Below are 24,009 nucleotides of genomic sequence, written 5' to 3' on the forward strand. Positions count from 1 at the left end.
TCCTTAGCTCCCCAAGTAATTTAGCTTTTCTGGTTCGTGTATTTGGTAATACGCTCTTAGCATTGTATTTATCTCATCATCGCTTTGAGCGGCGATTTCAGTACACATAGCTTTGCAGGTATCCGCTACGGCTTTGTATGCATCAGGCAGTTCATCAGTACTGTTAGGTAACAGATTCGTTAGCCCCGCTGCCTTGGAACATTTCTGTACCAAAGCCTGTATCTGGATTGCAGAACTGGTAGCGTCAATGTATGCGAGTATGCCGGTCTTAAAGGTACTGTCTTTGTTGTGCATATAGAGTGTGTACATGATGTTCAGTGCCTGAAGTACTTCATCCTCATCAAGCAGATCAATCACACTGTAATCGCTGTGTTCGATGCACTTTGTGAATGCCTCATGTAGCTCCTGTACGCGGTTATAACGGGCTTTGGTATTCTTCTTACTGAATCCCTCAATCATGCCACCAAGCAGTACCTGAAGCTGATACACGCCGCTATCGGTTAGCCTTTCAGTACTGAACGATCTAACCAGTACTTTAGCGAGTGAGTTACCCTGGAATGACAGAGACGTATTGTAGGTATAGACACGGCCACGGTTATCACAGAACACAGGGTGATAAAACTTCTCGTACTGGCTGAAGTACTGAGCATCGCTTAGCGTCTGTTCCCAACCTCTTGCCTTGCCTAACGTACTGGTAGCAGTAGCCAGTTCTTCGCTGAGTTTGTCGATCTCATCATTAGCGTTAAGTGCATCAATGATGTGCTGAGTTTTCTGATCAACATCTTCACTTTGAGTACTGAGATAGTTACTGGTTTTAGCTGTCTTCTGAAGCTTTGCAATCTGAGCATTGATCTCTTTGGTCTGCTTGTTAAGTGCAACCTGCATCTTCTTGATGTTGTTATTGAAGTACTTCATTACTGATGGATGTTTGCATTGCTTCATCCATTCAAGGAATTCAGTGTTTACAGCCCATTCAGTACCTTGCATTTTGTTGATGGTATCGAAGAACATTTTGCCTTCGTTGTCACTTGTAAACTTGTACTGTCTTACTTCAGCCCACTCAGGATTTTTGAGTACTGGAGATTTGATTTCCAGATACCCACCATCATGATCGAGTAGGTTGTTATGAGGTAGTGGCGGAACAAGCATGGGTTTATATGCCGCATGGCTTTCTTCAATAGTATTCAGTAGTTCTTCTTTGCTGATCTGTAGAGTACTGAACTCTGGCTTTATCTTGATGATAATCCCATCAGGTAGATTCTGTGTTTCGAAGTACTTACAGTAATTGGTTGCAACATAAATTCTAACCAGTTGAATTACGCCCGTTAGAGCATCATCAGAAGCTTCACCAAAGAAGTTGTAGCTTTGCATATAATAGTTGGCGATCTTCCTACAAAAGACAGTCAGTACAATATTCTCTCTTACCATTAACTTCGTTAGTTCTTTTGTAATGAAGTACGCCAATAAAGTAATTGGGTTTTCATAACGAGGAACAAACAGAGAGTACTTCGCCGCGTTTGTCATATCCTTCTGGTACATCAAAGACTGCTGTTCAATTAGGGCTGTATAGAACTTAGATTTACGTGCCTTCTTTAATTCGCTTTCAATAGATTCATACAGAAAGGATTGTACGGTACTAAATGTTTCAAGGAAAAATTGCTTTCCTCTTGGTAAGTCCAGTACTGAACCGTTTCCTTTAGCTGCCCTTTCATAACTACCTGAAGCTTGAAGTAGATCTTTCTCATACCCTTGCATCAGTAGCTTTCTTTCAAGTTCCCTTTGTAGTTCTTCCATATCAGTTGTAATCCATGTAAAAGTTGTAGTTATGAACTGCTTCGTCAGTCCATCCTAATTCTCCTGTTAATTCATCATTACTGTCAGGTAGGTAGTATGTATCTTCAAAATCATCTTCGTATTCGTATTCATCCATTTTATAAACTCCGTTTGTTATTTTAATATCACGGAGTATTTATCAATTCCTTTAGGTTATGAGTGTAAAAGAAACGAAACCCATTTTTAGCAGCCCATTCTTCTTGTGTCTGCTTAGTACCGTCTTTTCGTTTTTTGGCATTAGGCATTGGCGTATTAGCTTTCATGAATACAAATACAATTTCATGGTTAGCAGGAAGTACCTCACGTACATGTTTGTATTTGGCGGCTTCAGTACTGGTACGGAATCTGCCCTTTGATTCAATGAGGTATGTTTTAGTATCAGTGCAATACTTAAAATCTGGCTCGTATCGGGAAGGTATTGTGTACTGGATAGTATTTTCAGGATGGTACTCTAACTGCGGAAACTGCTTATCTATTTGTTGTTCAAATTTCGAATCATACTTTTTTGTCATATTCTCTAAGTCCTTTTATGGTCTGGATCAGTGCATCATTCCGTGAGGCACATTCGTTATAGAGGCTCTGGTACTCAATCAGGGCTTGCATGAGGGCTTTGCCGGTAGTATCTGTAGGTATAGGTGTGTCTATACTGCATGGCTGTAGAAGTGCTTGCTGTTCGATTACAGGGGCTACTTGTACTGGATTGCTACAGGCAGTCAGTAGTAGAGCAACTGCGATGAGTACCGCCTTAAGGCTTCTGATTGCGTATCGCATTGCTTGCCTCCTTGTACCGCTTCAGTAGCTCTATGCCGTCTTGATCAATACATTGCTGTGAGTAGATAGGCCGTTCAATGATCGTCTGTGATTCCTTGAGTACCTTAAAATCTTGCTCTTTTAATTCATTGAGTTTTGCACTTAGTTGTTCTGCTTGTTGGTACTGCATATCACTGATCTCTTTTTTGATAGATGCAGTAACGTTTTTTTCGAGGTTCATTTCATAACCTGTGTAGTACGTATTTGCTTTCCATCCAGAAAAGACAGAAAGCAGTACTATTAAAATTATTGCTTTGTAAGAAGCCATAGTTATTCCTCAGTACTTTCTTGGGAGTACTTTTATGTATGTATTGATGTAGTCAATGAAGCGAAAGAGATCCCTTACAACAATTCTCAACCAATCAGTATCAATTCCATTTATGGTACTAATATTAAATGCGTAATCCCTCCAGTCAGTATCGTCATCAATAGGCAGTTCAAGTATATTTGTTTCTAATACATCTGGTTCCTGTCCCCTTTTTTTGCATTTCTCTATGCGGATCTCTCCATATACTGCATGGCAAACCACATAACTGAGTCCATGATCCATTGTAATAAGTTCTGTTTTGCTCTCATATGTAAACACCCCATTACTGAGGGTAATATCTAATTCTCTCATTTGAATTCCTTTTTTGAGTAGTTGTCCATTGAGTGGGTGTCTTTGAGTTGTACATATGAAAAGCGAAAGCAATTCAGTACCTATCAAGTACAAATCAAAAAAATGCGTTGTTAGTACAGTGAGCGTCAGCGAGATGTACTAACAAAAGCCGTTGGGGTTTCCTGTCAGGGAAACACCTACGTCAATCTATCTATATAGGTTTCAACATTCAAAGAGGGATTACATCCCTCTTCTCTTACATCTCTCGTTGTTCTCGCTGTCGCTCGTACAACAAGAAATGTAGTCGTTTTTAATTTATGTCGAAAAGTCTCTTTAAGAAATATTTAAAGGAATTATTCGACAATTCGTGTGTGCGATTTCGACATTTTTATATACTCAACTCCTAACCCGCATTTATTCATTTCAATGCGTTTTAATCAGAACAACCATAAATACTACAAATAATCCTGAAACAGAAAAATTTTATGTCCTATACTAATATTAAACAAAGGAGTCAAACATGAACAGGAATTCAAACGAACACGAGATAAAAATTGAACGCATTGCCTGCCGTATCACTACTGAACAGCGTGAGCATCTGGAAGTACTAACTGAAAGATTTGGTTATCGCTCTATGTCAGCAGCAATTCAATCACTCATCGAAGAATCAATTAAAAACCACAAATAAATTCAAAAACTGCAAAAAACTCTCATTATTGAGGGTTTTTGTTCGTCTGCGATAAATAATTCAAACAGTAAAAAACAAAAAGGAATTTAAAATGCAATACATTGATACACAGCCAGGCTCTGGTAAAACGCACTACATGATTAATGAAGTACTAACTACTCATATGAATGTCAAACATTTGATAGTTCAACCAACTATCAAACTACAGGAAGAAACTTACAAAGCATTATCTATAATCAGTGAACACGTTAAAGTACTCAATACTGAAACTAAAAATGGAAACCTACTAAGAGATATTCGTGCTGCTTTACGTGATCCTAATGTTAGAGTGCTGCTAATCACAGAAGCAATGTTTTATCTCCTTGAACCAAGCGAAACACTTAAAGCTAAAACATGGATGGATGATTGCATTCAGTTTTCTAAAAACTACTTTTCCGGTATATCTTCAGCAGATTATGAAGAATGGTCAAAGATTTATAGCAATCAAATCTTTGAAACCATGAAGCAAGTTAATGAGGATTTCAATGAAGTAAAGATAAAAGAAGTTACTAATGAAATGAGTGATGATGTTATTAAAATAATTGATAGTATAACTCTACTAATGAGGAACTTTAACAAATTAGCAGTTAACAAAGATTATGTTAACAACCCGCCAGTTTCAGACAAGCAGAAGCGTTACATTACTTTAATTGGATGGCACGATTTATCAGTATATGAGAACCATGAAATGATTTTTATGGCTAATAATTTCGAGGCTTCCTTACTCTATAAACATAACTCTCAGCACTTTCAAAAGGTGGATTTCAAAGGCAAACCAGATATTGACAAGAGCCGTTTAGATGTTCGTTTTTTTGTACCAAACACCAGTTTGAAATTTGGATTAACTAAAGCTTTCACCGAAAGCCAAGAAGGATTAAAAATTACATCTAAAGCTGTAAGTTACATTAATAAAAATGAGAAAGAATTTTATTATACTGAAAACATTGATTGCCCTGAATTAGCCGGTGAATGCTACCCACCATTACTACGTGGTGTTAACAGTTTGATGAATTATCAAACAGCAGTGTTTTTTAGCTGCATGAATGCATCACCTATTGAATTAGTGGCTTATAAGAAACTATTCCAATTTAGCAGTCTTGATATAAAGACTGAAAGGGAATTTGAAGTAATGCATCAATATTGTTCTCGTGGCGTTATTAGACACAGAGATATTGATACCAAGATGGTGATATATGTACTAAGTGAAGATCAAGCATTGTACCTTTCAGATAACCCAACATATGTTAACTTGGAAGTCAAACATACAGAAGCTACTAAACCTGGCCCTACACCTAAGTTAGATGAAGCCCAACAAAAAGCATGGAATGCATTTAAGTTAAAATGTAAACGCACAGATAACTTTAATGGACTTGAGGAATTAATTGAAAGAATCAAACTCAATGAAGAACTTTCAAATTACATAAAAGCACAATTTGAAAAGTTCCAAACTAAACTAAACAACAAAAAATAACTATATTTCAGGCACTTCATGGATGACTTGCCATAAATAGTACAGAAGATTAAAACATAACTATGAAAAGGATTTCATATGAAAAGAAAACTCACCCTTCGTGATAAAGCAGTACGTGCATATAACTCTATGGTACTTCGCTGCAAAGCTAATAAGAACTATCAGCACATTGCTATTGATACTGCATGGATCAACAACCGCGAATTATACATTGCTAATTTCATGCAAGGCTACAAACCAAATTGGCATTTGGATAAGGATCTAAAAGTACCCTACTCTAATCTTTATAGTGCTGATACCTGTATGTTCGTTCCAGCCCACGTCAATAATATATTGAGAGGTAAAAAATCAAACAGTCGTGGTAATGCTGATAACTCTGTAGTACTTCCTTTAGGTGTTAGCACTTCGAAGAGTAGTAAAAACCCATACCAGGCACATTGTAAAATCAATGGAAAGCAAACGCACTTGGGATTATTCAGTACCCCAGAAGAGGCACATCGTGCATGGCAACTCGGTAAAATTGATCATTTGCAGTACGCACTTATGGATACAGAATTAACCTCAGAAATTATTGAAGCTTTGGAACAATGGATTAGTATCATTATCAGTGATGTTGAAGCAGGACGTGAAACCAAATTAGATTAAAAAGAAGCCAGTACTTTATAGTACTGGCTTTTTCGTTATTTGCGAGGCCAGAATAACTTACCGTCTATTGCTGGATAACCAACTACCTGTAGTGCTTTAATTACTGTTTTGAGTGCATTACCTGCTGCTTCAGCCTCTTGATTCTTGAGTGCAAGTATCTTATCAAAGAGTTCATTGTTCATTTCTAATGCTTGTTTAGCTTGCTCAAAATTATCTGATCGCTTCACTAAATCAGGCATACCAAAGTAGAAACGCCATTCATCCTTTTCATCCCCTGCTTCAAAGGTGAAATCAGTACCATCTTTGGTAACGTAATAAATCGTTATCTTCTTATCTATCTTCCAAACTACGGCTTTATCTATAGTACTTCTAACGATTTCTCTAATCTTGACCCTTTCTGGATGATCAACTGTTTCAATAATCGGCCATTGAATAGTTTCAAAGTAGTTCATCATAAGTTCTTCAAAGTGGTTACTCTTTTGAAGAAGGTTATTTTGCTGTAGTTTATCGAGATGTAAGTTTAGTACTTGTCTTTCTTCATTTAACTTTTTGATACTTTCAACAACTTCAGCTACATTTCCTAAGCCAGCACTTATCAACTCAGTCAGGTTAGTAATTCTTGCCGTCACGGAAAGAATCTTCTCTTTGGTTGCATTTATTTGTGCTTCGTAATCTACTTTTTCTTTGTTGTCTTTATTCTTATAGATGAAAGCGTATGTGACAGCATACATTAAGGTATGCTCTACTAAATCCCCACTCAATGACCAAGTACGACAGCCTTTTAATTTCTTAAGCTTATCATCTTTACTTTTTAAGTTGCCAGCAGCCCTACCTTTCTCACAGAGGTATCTAATTGTATCTTTATGCCTCATTGCCATCATGGTAGAGCCACAATGACCACATCTGAAAAGTCGAAGACCCGCCATCAAATTTATCTGGTTTTTTTCGCCTGTAGTTATGTACTTGTTGTTTTGCTGAATATCCTGTAACCGTGCAAATTCTGCTTCTGTAATCAGAGGTGGATAGTAACCCTCAAGCTTATATTCGATACCTTTGACGTTTAAGATACGTAATCCATATACGGCCGGATTGGTACGTAACTTTCGCACATTTGGCACTGACCACATTTTACCTTTCCAGCCTTCAGGAAATTTCGTATTAAGTTCTTTGCAAACCTTGAAGGCAGAAGTCCCTTCTAAGAAGAGTTCCATAGCGTACTGTGCTATCTGCCAGTACTGAGGATGTTTGCGTACTTGCTCATCATATGTAGTACTTGCATCTATCCAGAATGGATGAGAACCAACACTTTTGATTGTTGTAGGCAGTCCAGATTTGAATCTTTTAATCCTTTCTAAAGCATTATCCTCCACCCTATTCTTTTTAGTATTGGACTCTTCATTGGCCCTACTGAACAACATTATCGAGTACATCAGGTCGAAGGGATTCGTGTTTACCGATTCCTTTGAATAACTTCTTTCATCTATACCTGTAACTATGGTTATCCCTAAATCAAGCAACTGAAGGAACAGTTTGTTTGCAGTAATTATGTCGCTTCTTGATATGCGATCCTGGCTCTCTACATAGAGTACTGAATCTCTTGGTATCAGCCCTTCTTCTACGGCATCTATGAACTTACCTAACTCACCTACTTTGGAAGTACTGTTAGACGCTCGTGCTGCATTTCTTCCACGGAACGCAGAAACGCCAGCGTCGATCATAGTGACCAGTTCATAGCCATGTTTAAGAGCATACCTTCTTGCACCCTCTAACTGGCGTTCTTCAGTCGTCCCGCCGTTCTTCCCCTGCACGGCACTTGACCAACGTATGTATGAAAACAGCTTACTTTTCATTTAGTGTTCACTTTTGAATTTCGGGTTGACCGGATGGCTGATGATATGCGCCACGCCGTTCGCCATGGTGGCGATCATCGCATCGGTGTGATGGCTCTTGTCGCGCGGCGCGTAAACCGGCTCGTGAAAGCCGGCGATAATCAGGTCCAGCGAGCCGAGCATCGGGCCGGAGCAGTCGATTTCGCCCTGCTGATTTTTAATATTGGCCTCAATACCGCGCAAAATGCCGACGCCGTCGATGACGCGCGGCCAGATTTTCATATTGACGAAGTGCCAGTAGTGCGGCGCGTCGGCCATATCGGGGCCGTGATCGGTAATGGCGAACAGCCTGATGCCGTTGTTTTTCGCCTGCGCGACGTAGTCGTGCAGCGTGCTGTAGGCATGAGTACTGGCGACGGTATGCATATGCAAATCAACGGGGTACATTATTTTCTCCTCTCTGCCGCCCGCTCGGGCGGCCAGTAAGTTAACCGGAATTCAATAGCCGCGCTGGCGATCGACGCAGCCCGAGGGCCGTTCGCCCGACTCGATGGCGCCGATGGCGCGCGTAATGGCGTCCATCGCCTCATCCGGCAGGGTCAATGCCGCAATATGCGGGGTCACGGTGACGCGCGGATGACGCCACAGCGGATTCTCCTGCGGCAGCGGCTCCTGCTGGAACACGTCGAGCGCGGCGGCGCGCAGCTGCCCGCTCTCCAGCGCCGCCAGCAGATCCGCCTCCACTACCTGCGCGCCGCGCGCCATATTGAGGAAACAGGCGTGCTGCGGCAGCTGACTCAGGGTGCGCGCGTCAAACAGGTTGAGGGTTTCCGGCGTGGTGGGCAGCAGATTGATCGCCACCTGCGCGCCGCGCAGAAATTCGTCGAGGCTCTCGCGTCCGGCAAAGCTCTCGACGCCCGGGATGTGCTTCGGCGTTCGGCTCCAGACGCGCAGCGGAAAGCCCCAGGGCCGCAGCGCCTCGATCACGCTCTGCCCCAGCACGCCCGCGCCGAGCACGCCGACGCTGAACCTCTCGCGCGTCGTCGTCGGCAAAGGCTGCCACTGCGCCTGCTGCTGCTGTCTGGCGTAGTCGTCGAAGCGGCGGAACCAGCCGAGCACGCAGTAAAGCGCATACTCCTGCATCTGCCGCGCCATGCCGCTATCTTCCAGGCGGACCAGCGGCACCGACGGCGGCAGCATATCGGGATAGCGCGCCAGCCGGCCGAGGATATCGTCTACGCCCGCGCCCATCACGAATACGCCCCGCAGTCCGGCGCGATGCGCCAGCATCTCGCGCGGCGGCTGCCACAGAATAGCGTAATCGGCGGGCGCGTCGTCGCCGGGCTGCCAGCGCCGGACCCGCGCCTGCGGCAGACGCCGCCGCATGCCCGCCAGCCAGATCTCGCCGTCCTGAGTCGGGTGATACCAGATAATATCCATCTTAATCCTCGTTTTTTGCCCTCAGCCTCCGGCAAAAGCGGCGCCAGGGCAAGCAAAAACCGCCACCCCGCCGCCATGCTCACGCCTGGTCTGCTTCACATTTCCGCAGCGTCGTCGCGCCACGTTGTCAGATTGCGACTAAAGTTGTTTGAGTGGTCAATGCGTTACGCGCGGCCGCCTTTCGGACAAGGAGAAAAACCGATGAAGAAAACTGTCGTAACCGCGCCTGTCGGGCGTCAGGGAGTCGCGCCAGTGCTGCTGACTCTGCTGCTGGGTCTGCCTGCGCTGACGGCGCACGCAGACGATAACTCACGTATGCTCAGCAGCCAGCCGCAGCCGCCGGATGTTCGGCTGGGTCCATTATTTAACGCGGTGCAGCAGGCGCAGTTCTATCCCGACCAGAAAACCTTCGCCGACGCGGTGCCGAAGTTCGATCCCGCATCGATTCTGGCAGACTGGCAGATGCAAAAGAATCAGCGCAATTTCGATCTGAAGCGTTTTGTCGCCAGCAACTTTACTCTGCCCGCCGCAGGCGAGAAATATGTGCCGCCCGCTGGCCAGAGCCTGCGCGCGCATATCGACGGCCTGTGGCCGGTGCTGACGCGCACCGCCAAAAGCGCCGGGCGCTACGATTCGCTGCTGCCGCTGCCGAAACCCTATGTGGTGCCGGGCGGCCGCTTCCGCGAGGTTTATTACTGGGACAGCTATTTCACCATGCTCGGCCTGGCCGAGAGCGGCCACTGGGATCGCGTGCAGGATATGGTGGATAACTTCGCGTGGGAGCTGGATACCTACGGCCATATTCCCAACGGCAACCGCAGCTACTACCTCAGCCGCTCGCAGCCGCCTTTCTTTAGCCTGATGGTTGATCTGCTGGCGACGCACGAAGGCGACGCGGCCTACACCAAATATCTGCCGCAGCTGCAGAAAGAGTATGACTACTGGATGGCGGACAGCGATAGCGTCGCCGCCGGTCAGGCGAGCAAGCGCGTGATCAAGCTGGCGGACGGCACCGTGCTTAACCGCTACTGGGACGCGCGCGACGCGCCGCGCACTGAATCCTGGCTGGATGACGTCAATACCGCGAAAAAAGCGCCGCAGCGCGACAAAGGCGAACTCTACCGCGATCTGCGTGCCGGCGCCGCGTCCGGCTGGGATTTCAGCTCGCGCTGGTTCAGCGACGCGCATAACCTCGCCTCGATCCGCACCACTCAGCTGGCGCCTGTCGATCTCAACAGCCTGATATTCCATCTGGAGCAAACGCTGGCCAAAGCCTATCGCCTCGATAAGCAGCAGGATAAGGCGAAGCAGTTCGCCGATCTGGCGGAGAAGCGCCAGGCGGCGGTGAACCGCTATCTGTGGGATGAGAAACAGGGCTGGTACGCCGACTACGACAGCAAAACGCGCCAGGCCAGCCCGCAGCTGACCGCCGCAGCGCTCTTCCCGCTCTATATGCAGCTGGCCAGCGACAAGCAGGCCGATCGCACCGCCTCGGCGGTAGAGAAACAGCTGCTGAAAGCGGGCGGTCTGCTCACCACTACGGTGAACAACGGCCAGCAGTGGGACGCTCCTAACGGCTGGGCGCCGCTGCAGTGGGTGGCGGTAGAAGGTCTGGAGCACTACAACAAGCCGCAGCTGGCGCAGCAGGTCGGCATGCGCTTCCTGCAGAACGTGCAGACCACCTACGATAAAGAGCATAAGCTGGTCGAGAAGTATGTGGTCGACGGGCCGAACCTCGGCGGCGGCGGCGGCGGCGAATATCCGCTGCAGGACGGCTTCGGCTGGACCAACGGCGTGACGCTGATGCTGCTCGATAAGTACTGTCCGAAAGAGAAAACCTGCAACAGCGCGCAGGATATTCCTCAGGCCGCGGCGACAACGAAGTAACCTTCCCCAGACGAAGGGCCGCTATCGGCCCTTCGTTTTCTTTTTTGCCTTCTCCTGTTCAACAAACCTTGAAACATTTTTCACATATTGATAATAATTCTCACTCTGATTTTGAGAATCTTTATCATACATGTACCGCCTGCTGAGGCGGACCGAACAAGGACAGGACATGACGCTGCCGTTTCCCCCTCACCGCTGCGCGCTGCTGTGCGCGCTGGCGATCGCTCTGCCCGCCGCCAGCCTGGCGGCCGACACGCTGACGGTGACCGCCTCGCCGCAGGAGAGCGCCGACGGCCCAACCCAGGGCTATCTCGCTACCACCAGCGCAGGCGCCACCAAAAGCGATCGCCCGCTGCTCACGACGCCGCAGTCGGTCTCGGTGATTACCCGCCAGCAGATCGACGATCAGGGCGCGATCGATCTCAATCAGGTGCTGAACTATACGCCAGGAGTTTTCTCCAACTTCGGCGGCGCGGCGACCCGCTACGACACCATTTCGCTGCGCGGCTTCCACGGCGGCGACGTGGATAATACCTTCCTCGACGGTCTGCGCCTGATGAGCGACGGCGGCAGCTATAACGTTTTGCAGGTCGATCCCTGGTTTCTGGAGCGCGTCGACGTGATTAAAGGCCCCTCTTCTGCGCTGTACGGCCAGACGGTGCCGGGCGGGCTGGTGAACCAGACCACGCGCCGCCCGCAGTTCAGCGAAGCGGGCCACTTCCGGCTGACGGCCGGCACCCAGGATACGCGCGGCGCGGCGTTCGACTACACCAACGCCATCAACAACGAGTGGGCGTTTCGCCTGACCGGCATGACGCGCAACAGCGATACCCAGTATGACCATACGCGCGAGGAGAAGTACGCGCTGATGCCGCAGCTGATGTGGCAGCCTACGGAAGATACGCAGCTGCTGCTGCGCGCCTATCTGCAAAAAGATCCGTCGGGCGGCTATCACGGCTCGGTGCCGGGCGACGGCGCGCTGAGCGCCCACAACGGCGCGAAGCTCAGCACCGGTTTTTACGACGGCGATCCCTCCCTTGACCAGTTCAAGCGGCGCGAGCAGATCTACAGCTATGATTTCCAGCACCGCTTTAGCGACGTCTGGTCGTTTTCCTCGACCGGCAGCTACAGCCACTCCAACGTCGATCTAGACCAGGTTTATCAGGTCGGCTGGCAGTCGCCCGGCAGCGCTATCCTTAACCGCTACTACTCTGGCGAGCGCTCGTCGCTCTCTGCCTGGGCGACGGATAACCGCGTTACGGCGGAGTTCGACACCGGCGAGCTGGCGCATCGCCTGTCGATCGGCGCGGAGTATCACCGTTACAAGAACGATTTAAGCGACGCGGGCGGCGAGGCCAGCGCGCTCAACGCCGATACCGGCGCGGCGCTCGGGCCGATGCCGGACTATAGCTGGACGCGCGAGACGCGCCGCTACTACCAGACCGGCCTCTACCTGCAGGATGAGATGACGTGGGATCGCTGGCATCTCGATCTCTCCGGCCGCTACGACCGCATCGTTGCCGACAACAGCGGCACGGCGCGTCGGCAGGACGATCACGTCAGCGGGCGCGCGGCACTGCTCTACGCCTTCGACAACGGCGTCTCGCCCTATGTGAGCTACAGCCAGGCGATTACGCCGACCGCGCTGACCGGCACCGACGGCAACCTGTTGCAGCCGACCACCTCGGAACAATATGAGACGGGCATAAAATATCAGCCAGCAGGCACGCGCGATCTCTATACCCTGGCGCTCTACGATCTGACGCAGAAAGATGTCGCCACGCGCAATATCGTCGACTCCACCTATACACCGACCGGCAAAGTGCATTCGCAGGGCATCGAGCTGGAGGCGCGCAATCAGCTGACGCCGCGTCTGAGCACGGTGGCGGGCTATACGCTTAACCACCTGCGCTATAAGGAGACGCTGGACGGCAATGATGGCCACACGCCTTACGTGACGCCGAACAGCATGGCATCGTTCTGGGGCCACTATCAGTTTGACGCCGGCATCAGCGCGGGCGCAGGCGTGCGCTATATCGGCAAACAGTGGGCGGACAATGAGAACAGCCGTCGCGTGCCGTCGGTGACGCTGTTCGACGCCTCGGTGCGCGCCGACCTCGGCGTCTGGAACAGCGCGCTACGCGGCGCGTGGCTGCAGGTCAACGCGAATAACCTGACCGATCGTCACTATGTGGCCGCCTGTTACGGCACGGGCTACTGCTACTGGGGCGCGGAGCGTTCGCTGCTGGTGTCGGTGGGATACGATTTCTAGCGGGGAAAGTAAAACGGGACGACAAAGTCGTCCCGTTGCAGTTCTTACGCTATGCGTATTAGCTACGGACTTTACGGTAGATAAACAGCACGACAAGGGCACCGATTACCGCGACCACAAAGCTGCCGAAGTTAAAGCCGTCTACTCGGCCGAAGCCAAACAGGGTACTGATCCAGCCGCCGACTACCGCACCGATGATACCCAGAATAACGGTTACGATAAAACCACCGCCATCTTTACCAGGCATGATCCATTTAGCGAGAATACCGGCGATTAAACCAAAGATGATCCATGAAATGATACCCATCTACTACTCCTTCCTTTTTGTTTAGGTTGTGACCGCCTGATTAATCAGGAGAATTACAGAGCTAAGTATAGACCGGAAATTCTCTAATGCAGGATAAACCGCGACAAAAATTGACTTAAAAACCTAAAGCTTCCGCGCCCACCGCCGATAACGCAGAGAGAATAAAGCATCAGATAACAGCAAATTTGCCCTCTTTTGGAGCCAGTAAGTGAAAGAAGCCGACAAAGAACAGTATCTCAAACGTGGCACGCTGGCGGTTCTCGGCGTGATAAAGGATTTGCTACGATTTCAGACGCCTTTAATGGTCACTTTTTCGCGCGGTCAGTTTATCAGCCGTATGCTGGATGCCGACGAGGATCGCATTGTTTTCGACCTCGGCAGCAATAATCTCGACAACGAGTATGTGCTTTCCTGCAACGATGTGAGCATCTTCGCTGAAACCTACGGCGCCAAGGTAGAGTTCAGCCTCGCGTCGCTGGAGAGAACCACCTTCGAGGGGTTGCCCGCCTTTAGCGCGTCGCTGCCTGACCTGCTGTGGCAAATTCAGCGCCGTGAGTTTTTCCGTATCTCCGTGCCGCTCGATCCGATCTTTTACTGTCACAGCGAGTGGCCCAACGGCAAGAAGGTGCGTTTCCGCCTGCAGGATCTGTCGCTGGGCGGCATCGGCGTGCTGGTAGACGAGGCGCTGCCGGACGGCCTGAGCAGCGGCGATAAGTTTAAAAAGCTGCACGTCGAGCTGGGCGAATATGGTCAGTTCGAGGTCGGCGCGCAGCTGCTGCATATCGGCGAGCGCAGCGTGGTGACCAGCAAAAACGAAACGCGCGTCACGCCGCGTCTCAGCTTCCGTTTTACCGCCATCGAGCCGTTGCAGGAGCGTCAGCTGCAGCAGGTTATTTTCGCCCTTGAGCGCCTGGCGCGCGACAAAGCGAATCGTTTTCAGTAATTTTTCAGTGATTTGCGCTGCCCCCCGGCGCATCCAGGCTATGCTTCTCCTTGCTCTCTTTTTTAAACCGGCTCCCAGCAAGGAGAAACTCCCCAATGGAAAACTGGCTCTCATCCGGCTATTTTCAACGTCTTTTCCTGAATCAAACTTTCTGGATCAACAGCGCTATCGTGGTTGCGGGCACGCTGGTGATCTACTGGCTGTTGCGCAGCGCCATCCGCTTTATCTCCGGCCGCATCGCGCGCTACAGCGAGCAGCGCCACGTGCGCTTCACCTCGATTCTGGTGGAGATCCTGCGCAGCACCAGCCAGCTGCTGCTGCTGATCTTTTCGCTGCTGATCGCCCTGCGTTTCGTCGACGTGCCCGCCAGCTGGGACGGCTTTATTTCTCACGGCTGGTTCCTCGCGTTCGCCGTGCAGTTGGCCATGTGGATCGACTGCGGCATCCGGCTGTGGCTGCATAATCTGCTGCGCGATCCGGTGCACGTGCGCAATCCGGTGACCACGGTGATCCTCGGTATTCTGCTGCGCGTGGTGGTGTGGGTAATGATGCTGCTCGCCATTCTGTCGAATATGGGCATCAATATTACCGCCCTGGTGGCGAGTCTCGGCGTGGGCGGTATCGCCATCGCGCTGGCGATTCAGACAGTGCTGAGTGACGTTTTCGCCTCGCTGGCGATCGGCTTCGATAAGCCTTTCGAGCACGGCGATTTTATTGTATTCGGGGATATCGCCGGCTCTATCGAGCATATTGGCCTGAAGACCACGCGCCTGCGCAGCCTGAGCGGCGAGCAGATCGTCTGCTCCAATACCATTCTGCTGCAGCAGACCATCCACAACTACAAGCGGATGCAGCAGCGGCGCATCGTGTTTCGCTTCGGCCTGAGCTACGGCACGCCTTCGGCACAGGTGCGCGAAGTGAGCAATCTGGTGAAGTCGATTATTCAGGGCATCGAGCTGACCCGCTTCGACCGCGCGCATTTTTTCGCGTTTGAGGATTCGAAGCTGACCTTCGAGGTGGTCTACTTCGTGCTCGACGCCGACTACAACAAATATATGGATATTCAGCAGGAGATTAACCTGCAGCTGATGGCGGCGCTGGAGCAGCGCGACGTGCGCTTCGCCTTCCCGATCCGTCAGGTGGAGTTCAGCGGCGGTCGCATTCCGCCGGTGGAGATGCTGCGCGCGGATAATGACGAGGAAGAGGCGCGGCGGGCCTGATTTCTCAAAACCGCACCGCTGCTTCAGGGGAAAGGAGGTTTCGGCCGAAGAGCAAAGCGTCGCGGGCCAGGGATGGCCCGCGCCGAGGCGCAGGGATGCTTTATGCCGTCTTTGCGATCGGCCGAAACGTCCTTGCCCCTGCTTCTGCCGCTATAGCAGCTCCAGTTTTTCAACGCCCTGATTCCCCAGCTAATTTAGCTCGCTGCGTGCGAGCCTGTGCCAGGTCAAGGGCGCTTCGCCCGATCGCAAAGACGCAAAAAGCGTCATCCTTGACAGCTCGGCCCGCGACATCCTTGTCGCGGGATGCTTTGCTCTTCGGGCGAAGCGCCCTTTCCCTTTGGCTATAGTGCGGCTGTGAGATGCGCGGTGAGTCCTTTTTGAGGTTTCAAACGTCATCAGGCTCTTACTGAGGCGGCTGAAACCGGCAGCGCGCCACCGCCTCCAGCCAGCCCTGATAGCTCTCCCGCATCGCCTGCGCCTGCTCGCTGCGCGGCTCGACGCGCGTGCCGCCCTGTAGCGCCTGCATCTCGCTGCCCTGCTGCCACCAGCCGAGCACCTTGCCCGCCAGCAGCGCCGCGCCGAGCGCGGAGACCTCCGCCGTGGGCGCGCGCAGCAGCGGCCGCTGTAAGACGTCCGCCTGTAGCTGCATCAGCCAGTCGTTGGCAGTCGCGCTGCCGTCCACGCAAAGCGCCGACAGCCGCTGCCCGCTCGCCTGCTCCATGGCGAAAAAGACGTCCGCGATCTGATAGACAATCGACTCCAGCGCCACGCGCGCCAGTACCGCGGGTGTCGCCGCATCGGTCAGGCCGCACACCATGCCGCGCGCCCGCAGATCCCACCAGGGCGCGCCCAGCCCGGAGAGCGCCGGGACAAAATAGATGCCCTGGCTATGGTCGGTGGTTTGCGCCAGCGCGGTCAGCTCGCGCGGGTCCTGAACGCCAAGCATTTTACCCAGCCAGGCCGCGCCGGAACCGGTGTGGGTGATATTGCCTTCAAAGGCGAAGCGCAGCGCGCCGTCGTGCCAGGCCACCGTCGTGCTGAGACCGTTATCGGTGAGCAACGGCGTCGCCATCGACATCATCAGCGAAGAGCCGGTGCCATAGGTCGCCTTAACCACCTCTTCGTCGCCGCGGCGCTGCGCCTGCAGGGCCGCATGGGAATCGCCGATGCGCGCCAGAATCGGCGTGCCCGGCGCCAGGCCCGGAATATCGTTAATCGCCACCGCGCCCTGCGCGCTGGCCGACGGCACGATAGTCGGCAGCGCGGCACGCGGCAGCTGAAACAGACGCAGCAGCTCCTCGTCCCAGTCATTGCTGTGCAGGCTATAAAGCTGAGTGCGCGCGGCGTTGGCGTGATCGGTAACGAACACCTCGCCCGCGCTGAGCTGCCAGGCAAGCCAGCTGTCGACCGTGCCGATGCAGAGTTCACCCGCCGCCGCGCGCGCCGCGCCGTCCGGGATCGCCGCCAGCATGCCGGTAAGCTTCGCCGCCGGAAACATCGGATCCACCGCCAGCCCGGTCAGCCCGGTAATGCGCGAGGCGTTGCCCGCGGCGCGCAGATCGCGACAAAACGCTTCCGAGCGCCGATCCTGCCAGCTCACCAGCGGCGTAAGCGGCTTGCCGTCGCGCCGCTGCCAGATCAGCACCGACTCGCGCTGATTGCTGATCGCCACCGCCGCCACCGGCGCGCCGCCGCACTGCGCCAGGCAGTCAACTACCGCCTGCTTCACCGCCTGCCAGATAGCCAGCGCGTCCTGCTCCGCCAGCCCCGGCTGCGGATGCGACAGCGTCAGCGGCTGACTGCCGCGCGCCACAACGCGGCCCTGGCGATTGACGGCGATCGCCTTGGCATTGGTAGTGCCTTCGTCAATCGCCAGAATAAGGGCGTCTTCCATGGTCAGGCTCCCGCGCAAATGCGCACTGCGCTGTTGACGACGCTTGCGGCGTCGATGCCGTGATACGCACGCGTGGAGGCGCGATCGCCCGCGATGGCGTACTGACCGTCTGGGATACCCAGGCGCAGCAGCGGAATGGCGCAGCCCCCTTCCGCCAGCACTTCAGCCACCAGACTGCCGACGCCGCCGTTAACGTTGTGCTCTTCCACGCTGATCACGGCTGGATAGTGATTTAGCAGGTTGCGCAGCTGTTGGGTATCGCAGGGTCTGATGGATGGAACGCTGATCACACCCGCCGAGATCCCTTTCTCCGCCAGCTGTTCCGCCGCGTGAACAATCTCATGCACCGTCGAGCCCATCGCCACCAGCGCGATATCCTTGCCTTCGCGCAGCTGGTCGATTTTACCCGGTTCGAAGCGGTAATCCTCGCTGTGCAGCTGCGGCAGATCTTTGCCGTCGAGGCGGATATAGACCGGGCCGACGTGTTCAAGCGCATAGTCGATGATCTGGCGGCACTCCAGCGGACAGGCGGGCGCGTAAATTTCGATGTTGCCAAAGCCGCGCATCACCGCGATATCGTCGATGCTGTGGTGGGTGCTGGCGAGCGGACCGTAGCTGGCGCCGGCATTAAGGCCGAACAGCTTCACGTTGGTGTTGTTGTAGCAGACGTCGACCTTGACCTGCTCGTTGGCGCGCGACACCAGGAAAGGCGCGGCGTTACAGGTCACGGCGATCTTGCCGCCCAGCGCCAGCCCGGCGGCGGTGCCGACCAGCGTCTGCTCGGCGATGCCGACGTTCACCAGCCGGTCGGGAAAGGCTTTAATAAAGGGCGAAATTTTTGCGGTTGAGGTGGAGTCCGCCACCACCGGCACCAGATCCACGCCGCGATTCACCGCGTCGATAAAGGCGGTCACCATTACGCTGGCTAAATGTTGTGCATTACTCATCTTTCAGTTCCTCCAGTGCCAGTTCGATCTCTTCGCCTTTCGGCACGCGGTGATGCCACTCCGCTTTACTCTGAATAAAAGAGACGCCATAGCCTTTTTCGGTATGCGCCACGATGACCTGCGGCTTGCCGTTCTGCGGCAGGCTTTCAATGGTCTCGACCACCTGCGCCATGTCGTTGCCGTTGCACTCCGTGACCTCCAGGCCGAAGGCGCGCCATTTTTCCGGCAGCGGGTCGGTGTTCATGATGTCGCGCGTCGCGCCCGCCAGCTGCAGCTTGTTCTTGTCGTTGATGATGATCAGGTTGTCGAGGCCGTAGTGCGCCGCGACCAGCGCCGCCTCCCAGTTGCTGCCCTCCGCCAGCTCGCCGTCGCCGGTCACCACGAAGATGCGCCGCTTGCTGCCATCTTTTTTCGCCGCCAGCGCCAGCCCCACCGCTACCGGCAGGCCATGGCCGAGCGCGCCGGTATTCAGCTCCACGCCCGGGGTTTTCTGCCGCACCGGATGGCCCGGCAGATGCGAATCAGCATGCTGATAAGTGGGCAGCCAGTCGACCGGAAAATAGCCCGCTTCCGCCAGCACGCAGTAGTAACCGCCGACCGCATGACCTTTGGACTGGATATAGATGTCGCGCTGCGGATCCTCGGTGCGATCCGGCGCGCAGTCGAGAATGCGGAAATAGAGCGCGGTCAGAATATCCGCCTGCGACAGATCCGCGCCGGTATGACCGCCGGCCGGGCTGCCCGCGTTAAGCTGGATAATGCGGCGGCGCACGGCGCGCGCCTTACGCTGCAGTTCGTCGACCGGAAGTTTGAAAGGATTCATACATCACCTCTGAATTAAAAATCATGTTCGAATATATATTCGTAAGGGATAAAAAAAGGGGGTGCAGCAAAACGACCCGCCTGCACCGCCACCGATTAACTTTTTGCCTCTGCGCCCTCCTCGATCAGCGCCTTCTGCGCCACCACCGCCGCTTTCTGCTGCATACGGTTTTGCATCTGGTCGATGATGACGGCGATGATGATAACGATGCCCTTGATCACCATCTGCCAGAATTCGCTGACCCCCATCATGATCAGGCCGTCGGCGAGAAAGCCGATCACAAAGGCGCCGACCAGGGTGCCGAGAATGGTGCCGCGCCCGCCCGCCAGCGAAGTGCCGCCCAGCACCACCGCCGCAATGGCGTTCATTTCGAACGAGGTGCCGTTGGCCGGATGGCTGGCAACCAGCTGCGACGACACTACGATGCCCGCTATCGCCGCGCAGAAGCCGGAGAGCGTATAGACCCAGATTTTCACCTGCTTCACTTTGACGCCGGAAAGTTCCGCAGCGCGCTCGTTGTCGCCGATGGCGTAGACCTGCCGGCCGAACGGCAGGCGACGAGCGATATAGGCGATCACCAGCGCCAGCACGATCATCATCCAGATGGCGTACGGCAGGCCGAGCAGCGTTCCGGCGCCGATGCGGTCGAAGCCGGTGTTGCCGAGCAACGGATTGCCCTGCAAGCCGGGGAAGGTTTCGCCGCCCGAGGTGAGCATCGCCGCGCCGCGCAGGATATACATAGTGCCGAGCGTGCAGATAAAGGGGGCGACGTTGTAGCGGGTGATGATCCAGCCGTTGGCCGCGCCGATCAGGCCGCCCACCAGCAGCACCAGCGGCACAATCACCCAGACGCTGGGAAAGATGGCGATGCCGAACATCGGCAGCACGATCCCTTTGGTGATCAACCAGCCGGCGATCATGCCGCACAGCCCCAGCGTCGCGCCGATCGAGAGGTCGATGCCGGCGGTGATAATCACGAAGGTAATGCCCAGCGCCAGAAAGGCGTTGATGGCGATATGCTTCACCATAATCACCAGGCTGCCGAGCGCGAGAAAGTCCGGCACGGTGATCGCGAAGAAGCCGACAATTAAAAACAGCGCGATAAAGGTGCGCAGCTTCAGCAGCAGCAGGATGATGCTCTCGCGCGAGTTGAACGCCTTCGCCGGTTGCCCTGCCATCGTCATAGCGTTATTGCCTTTCATGCTCAGAACCCCTGTGCGCTTGCTTTCACCAGCGCTGACTCTTCCGCGTCGCCGCGCGGAATATCAGCCGTAAGTTTGCCGCCCGACATCACCAGGATGCGATCGGCCACCGCCATGATCTCTTTCAAATCGGAGGTGGAGAAGAGCACCGCAATGCCCTGCTCCGACAGCTGCACCATCATGCGAAAAACCTCTCCTTTGGCGCCGACGTCGATGCCGCGGCTCGGCTCGTCCAGCAGCAGCAGGCGCGGATTGGTCAGCAGCGAACGACCGATCACCACTTTCTGCTGATTGCCGCCGCTCAGGGCGCTGATCGCCACCTCCGGCGAGGAGATTTTGATCGCCAGATTGCCGACGGTGCTGGTCACCGCCGCCCGCTCTTCCTGCTGGGCGATGGCGAAGCGGTGCGTCAGGCGGCGCCACAGGCTGGCGATGGTGAGGTTGCTCGCCACTGACGAGCCCGGAAAAATGCCGGCGCGCTTGCGATCTTCCGGCACCAGGCTCATGCCCATGCGGATGCGCTCGGCGGGCGGCAGCCGCGTCGGCACCGGCTTGCTGTCGAGCCAGATTTTGCCGAGGTAGTTGCGTTCGCTGCCGAGCAGACACTCGAAGAGTTCGGTGCGCCCCGCGCCCATCAGCCCATAGATGCCGACGATCTCCCCGGCGCGCACGTTAAAGGAGACGTCATCCACCAGGGTGTTGCCGTTGGGGCTGACGCAGGTAATGTGCTCCGCCTCCAGCACCGCCGCGCCGAAGGTGCGTCCGTCCGGCAGAAAGTTGCTCATCGGCTCGCTGCCGAGCATTTCGCGCACGATCCAGGGCACGTCGATATCGCTGACCTGCGCTTCCGCCTGGAAGCGGCCGTCGCGCAGAATGGTGATCACGTCGCCGATCGCCATCAGCTCTTCGAGGCGATGCGAGATATAGATCAGGGTAACGCCCTGTCGCGTCAGCTCGCGGATGACGCGGAACAGGATCTCGACTTCGATTTTGCTGAGCGCCGAGGTCGGTTCGTCGAGGATAAGAATATCGGCGTCTTCCGCCAGCGCCTTGGCGATCTCCACCAGCTGCTGCTGCCCGACCTTGAGATTGCCGACCGGCTCTTTCGGCGAAACCGGCTGGTCAAGGCGCGCCATCAGCGCGGCGGCGCGGCGCTCCTGCTCCGCTTCGTTAATGGGGCGAATACCGCGCTGCAGCTCGCGGCCAAGAAAAATATTCTCAGCCACCGACAGGTTTTCAAACAGGTTCAGCTCCTGATGCACCATGCCGATACCGAGCTTTGCGGCGGCGCGCGTGCTGCTCAGCACCACCTTCTCGCCGTTGAGGAACAGCTCGCCGCTGGTGGGCTGCTGCACCCCGGCGAGGATTTTCATCAGGGTCGATTTGCCCGCGCCGTTTTCGCCGATAATCACGTTGACCTTGCCGCGCCAGACGCGGTAGTCGACGTGGTCCAGCGCCAGCGTGCCGGGAAAGAGCATGGTGATATTGCTGGCCTGCAGGATGATGTCGTCGCTCATGGCGCCTCTCCCTGCTTCAGCTCTACCGCCATCACGTCATTCACCACGCCGTGGCCCATCTCCACCGCCAGCAGCGCCTGCGCCGGTTTGCCGACCCAGCTGGCGTCGACCTTCGGCAGCTGCTGCACCGCGTGGCGGTTAAGCGCGCGGGTCAGCTGCGCGTACTGCACCTGATTGGTGAACTCCTCGAAGCGGAAACCCGCCGCATCGCGCAGCGCGTTGCTGCGGATCACCGGCCCGAGGCTCACTTTGACCGGCTTGCCGTTCAGGGTCAGCGTCAGGGTGCGCTCGCGGCTGTTGCTCTCGTCCACCGCCTCGACCGTACCGCTGGCGCGCACAAAGACGCTTTCGCTGCCGCCCGCCTTCACCGTCCCGCTTTTGGTCTCCATATCCGCCCAGCTCATGGTGCGCTGCTGCGCGGCGTCGAGTACCCGGCTCTGCCAGCTCGCCTCCGCGATCTGCTGCGGCGTCTGGCTGCTGTAGCTCGGTTTCGCATGGGGATCTTTCGGCATGATCGGGTTGCCGCTGGCGTCGAGATCCACCACGGTACAACCGCTTACCGTCAGCGCCAGGGTGATCACCAGCATCGCTCCGCTCCGTTTCATGCCGCCTCCGGTCACTTCGCCAGGTTAAAGTTTTTCAGCTTCGACGCGTTGCTGTCGTCAATCAGCACGCAGTCCATCAGCTGCTTCTCTTCTTTCTGGGCTTTGCCGTTTTTCAGGTAGTAGTCCGCCTGCTCGACCGCCATCTGCGCCTGCGCCCAGCCCGGCTGCAGCACCGTCGCCTTGATGTTGCCTTTGTTGATAATGGAGTCGCGGGTATAGTCGCTGCCGTCGAAGCCCACCACGATAACGTTGGTTTTGCCCGCCGCCTTCAGCGCCGCCTCCGCGCCCAGTGCCATGGTGTCATTGCCAGAGATCACGCCGACGATGTTCGGGTTCTTCTGCAGGATGGTCTCCATGCGGCTGAACGCCTCGGTCTGGCTCCAGTTGGCGCTCTGCTGCGCCACCATCTTCATATCGCCGTAGTCGTCCAGCACGTCGTGATAGCCCTGCGAACGCACGCCCGCGTTGGTGTCGGACTCTTTGCCCAACAGCTCAACGTAGCTGCCTTTGCCGTTCAGCAGTTTGGCGAATTTCTCCGCGCCGAGCTGCGCGCCCTGATAGTTGTTGGAGACGATCTGCGCCACGGCGATGCCGGTTTTGTTGATTTCGCGGTCGATAAGGAAGGTCGGAATGCCGGCATCTTTGGCTTTTTGCACCGGGCCGACGGTGGCGTCCGCCCCGGCGTTATCCAGGATGATCGCTTTGGCTTTGCGCGCGATAGCGGTTTCGATCAGCTGGTTCTGTTTGTTGACGTCGTCGTCGTGCGACGCCACCAGCGTGGCGTAGCCGAGCGCCTTAGCCTTTTCCAGCGCGCCGTCCGCTTCCGCTTTGAAAAAGGGATTGTCGTGCGACGGGGTAATGATCGCCAGCAGGCCTTTATCGGCCGCGAGCGCGGCGGTCGAGAGTGCCATCAGTGAAGCCAGTAGGGTAATTTTGACGAGAGGTGCGTTCATCGGTTATTCTCCGCTTGAATAAATATTCAATTGCGATTTTATATGCAAGATGACTATGCACCCGCTTCAGGCGGGCGCGCAACCCC

22 protein-coding genes and 1 pseudogene are annotated in these 24,009 nt (G+C 54.0%); 7 read left to right on the plus strand and 16 right to left on the minus strand.

The genetic code is table 11. The features are described 5' to 3' along the window. Positions 1-3: 3 nt before the first annotated feature. From PVE98_RS11625 to PVE98_RS11645, 5 genes are all read right to left on the minus strand, one after another. Complete coding sequence (locus PVE98_RS11625) at positions 4-1,794, minus strand: hypothetical protein (RefSeq protein ID WP_407568505.1); 1,791 nt, start codon at positions 1,792-1,794, stop codon at positions 4-6. 1 nt (position 1,795) lies between these two features. Then, the gene (locus PVE98_RS11630; protein WP_407568506.1) at positions 1,796-1,930 is read right to left on the minus strand and encodes a hypothetical protein; all 135 of its coding nucleotides are present in this window, start codon (positions 1,928-1,930) and stop codon (positions 1,796-1,798) included. A 28-nt stretch (positions 1,931-1,958) separates the two neighbouring features. Further along, positions 1,959-2,345 carry a hypothetical protein gene (locus tag PVE98_RS11635; protein WP_407568507.1) on the minus strand — a complete coding sequence of 129 codons (387 nt, stop codon included), beginning with the start codon at positions 2,343-2,345 and terminating at the stop codon, positions 1,959-1,961. A 233-nt stretch (positions 2,346-2,578) separates the two neighbouring features. Continuing rightward, the gene (locus tag PVE98_RS11640; RefSeq protein WP_287607116.1) at positions 2,579-2,911 is read right to left on the minus strand and encodes a hypothetical protein; all 333 of its coding nucleotides are present in this window, start codon (positions 2,909-2,911) and stop codon (positions 2,579-2,581) included. A gap of 9 nt (positions 2,912-2,920) precedes the next feature. Then, positions 2,921-3,262: a hypothetical protein gene (locus PVE98_RS11645; RefSeq protein WP_287607114.1), complete on the minus strand. Its 342-nt coding sequence runs from the start codon at positions 3,260-3,262 to the stop codon at positions 2,921-2,923. A gap of 499 nt (positions 3,263-3,761) precedes the next feature. Between PVE98_RS11645 and PVE98_RS11650 the strand changes: the two genes are divergently transcribed. The 3 genes from PVE98_RS11650 to PVE98_RS11660 all read left to right on the plus strand — a co-directional run bounded on the left by PVE98_RS11650 (position 3,762) and on the right by PVE98_RS11660 (position 6,084). Next, positions 3,762-3,929 carry a hypothetical protein gene (locus tag PVE98_RS11650; protein ID WP_287607111.1) on the plus strand — a complete coding sequence of 56 codons (168 nt, stop codon included), beginning with the start codon at positions 3,762-3,764 and terminating at the stop codon, positions 3,927-3,929. Between the two features lie 91 nt (positions 3,930-4,020). Beyond that, the gene (locus tag PVE98_RS11655; RefSeq protein WP_287607109.1) at positions 4,021-5,439 is read left to right on the plus strand and encodes a DEAD/DEAH box helicase family protein; all 1,419 of its coding nucleotides are present in this window, start codon (positions 4,021-4,023) and stop codon (positions 5,437-5,439) included. A 78-nt stretch (positions 5,440-5,517) separates the two neighbouring features. Continuing rightward, on the plus strand, positions 5,518-6,084 hold the full coding sequence (locus tag PVE98_RS11660; RefSeq protein ID WP_407568508.1) for a hypothetical protein: 567 nt from the start codon (positions 5,518-5,520) through the stop codon (positions 6,082-6,084). Positions 6,085-6,119: 35 nt separating this feature from the next. Here PVE98_RS11660 and PVE98_RS11665 read toward each other — a convergent pair whose 3' ends face one another. The 3 genes and pseudogenes from PVE98_RS11665 to ghrA form a co-directional block, all read right to left on the minus strand. Beyond that, complete coding sequence (locus tag PVE98_RS11665) at positions 6,120-7,934, minus strand: recombinase family protein (protein ID WP_287607104.1); 1,815 nt, start codon at positions 7,932-7,934, stop codon at positions 6,120-6,122. 15 nt (positions 7,935-7,949) lie between these two features. Beyond that, positions 7,950-8,360, minus strand: a pseudogene (locus PVE98_RS11670) (PHP domain-containing protein); the annotation flags it as partial. Between the two features lie 51 nt (positions 8,361-8,411). Continuing rightward, a complete protein-coding gene (gene ghrA / locus PVE98_RS11675; protein ID WP_096073004.1) occupies positions 8,412-9,353 on the minus strand; it encodes a glyoxylate/hydroxypyruvate reductase GhrA in 942 nt (313 codons plus the stop codon). Positions 9,354-9,554: 201 nt separating this feature from the next. Here ghrA and treA point away from each other — a divergent pair, with 201 nt between their 5' ends. Together treA and PVE98_RS11685 are read left to right on the plus strand one after the other, a co-directional pair. Further along, on the plus strand, positions 9,555-11,240 hold the full coding sequence (gene treA / locus PVE98_RS11680) for an alpha,alpha-trehalase TreA (RefSeq protein ID WP_033747721.1): 1,686 nt from the start codon (positions 9,555-9,557) through the stop codon (positions 11,238-11,240). A 169-nt stretch (positions 11,241-11,409) separates the two neighbouring features. Continuing rightward, positions 11,410-13,512: a TonB-dependent siderophore receptor gene (locus tag PVE98_RS11685; protein WP_096073003.1), complete on the plus strand. Its 2,103-nt coding sequence runs from the start codon at positions 11,410-11,412 to the stop codon at positions 13,510-13,512. Between the two features lie 58 nt (positions 13,513-13,570). On the opposite strand, the gene PVE98_RS11690 is transcribed toward PVE98_RS11685, so the two are convergent. After that, a complete protein-coding gene (locus tag PVE98_RS11690; protein WP_033747725.1) occupies positions 13,571-13,819 on the minus strand; it encodes a GlsB/YeaQ/YmgE family stress response membrane protein in 249 nt (82 codons plus the stop codon). A gap of 208 nt (positions 13,820-14,027) precedes the next feature. On the opposite strand from PVE98_RS11690, the gene PVE98_RS11695 reads away from it, so the two are divergent. Together PVE98_RS11695 and PVE98_RS11700 are read left to right on the plus strand one after the other, a co-directional pair. Then, on the plus strand, positions 14,028-14,762 hold the full coding sequence (locus tag PVE98_RS11695; protein ID WP_096073002.1) for a flagellar brake protein: 735 nt from the start codon (positions 14,028-14,030) through the stop codon (positions 14,760-14,762). 95 nt (positions 14,763-14,857) lie between these two features. Further along, the gene (locus PVE98_RS11700; RefSeq protein ID WP_096073001.1) at positions 14,858-15,982 is read left to right on the plus strand and encodes a mechanosensitive ion channel family protein; all 1,125 of its coding nucleotides are present in this window, start codon (positions 14,858-14,860) and stop codon (positions 15,980-15,982) included. A gap of 403 nt (positions 15,983-16,385) precedes the next feature. Here the strand turns inward: PVE98_RS11700 and PVE98_RS11705 are convergent, their stop codons facing one another. From PVE98_RS11705 to PVE98_RS11735, 7 genes are all read right to left on the minus strand, one after another. Continuing rightward, positions 16,386-17,876, minus strand: coding sequence for an FGGY family carbohydrate kinase (locus PVE98_RS11705; RefSeq protein WP_096073000.1), 1,491 nt, complete (start codon positions 17,874-17,876; stop codon positions 16,386-16,388). Positions 17,877-17,878: 2 nt separating this feature from the next. Beyond that, complete coding sequence (locus tag PVE98_RS11710; protein WP_033747735.1) at positions 17,879-18,823, minus strand: transketolase family protein; 945 nt, start codon at positions 18,821-18,823, stop codon at positions 17,879-17,881. Beyond that, on the minus strand, positions 18,816-19,646 hold the full coding sequence (locus tag PVE98_RS11715) for a transketolase (RefSeq protein WP_033747739.1): 831 nt from the start codon (positions 19,644-19,646) through the stop codon (positions 18,816-18,818). Before PVE98_RS11715 ends, PVE98_RS11710 begins: the two co-directional genes overlap by 8 nt. A 95-nt stretch (positions 19,647-19,741) precedes the next feature. After that, positions 19,742-20,848, minus strand: a complete 1,107-nt coding sequence (locus PVE98_RS11720) for an ABC transporter permease (protein WP_096072999.1) — start codon at positions 20,846-20,848, stop codon at positions 19,742-19,744. 2 nt (positions 20,849-20,850) lie between these two features. Then, positions 20,851-22,365, minus strand: coding sequence for a sugar ABC transporter ATP-binding protein (locus tag PVE98_RS11725; protein WP_333620414.1), 1,515 nt, complete (start codon positions 22,363-22,365; stop codon positions 20,851-20,853). Beyond that, the gene (locus tag PVE98_RS11730; protein WP_096072997.1) at positions 22,362-22,970 is read right to left on the minus strand and encodes a DUF2291 family protein; all 609 of its coding nucleotides are present in this window, start codon (positions 22,968-22,970) and stop codon (positions 22,362-22,364) included. The genes PVE98_RS11725 and PVE98_RS11730 overlap by 4 nt, the downstream gene beginning before the upstream one ends. 11 nt (positions 22,971-22,981) lie before the next feature. Further along, the gene (locus PVE98_RS11735; protein WP_033747746.1) at positions 22,982-23,923 is read right to left on the minus strand and encodes a D-ribose ABC transporter substrate-binding protein; all 942 of its coding nucleotides are present in this window, start codon (positions 23,921-23,923) and stop codon (positions 22,982-22,984) included. Between the last annotated feature and the right edge of the window lie 86 nt (positions 23,924-24,009).

The organism is Pantoea sp. GABEPS69 (assembly GCF_045780835.1).
Taxonomy (GTDB): domain Bacteria; phylum Pseudomonadota; class Gammaproteobacteria; order Enterobacterales; family Enterobacteriaceae; genus Pantoea; species Pantoea septica.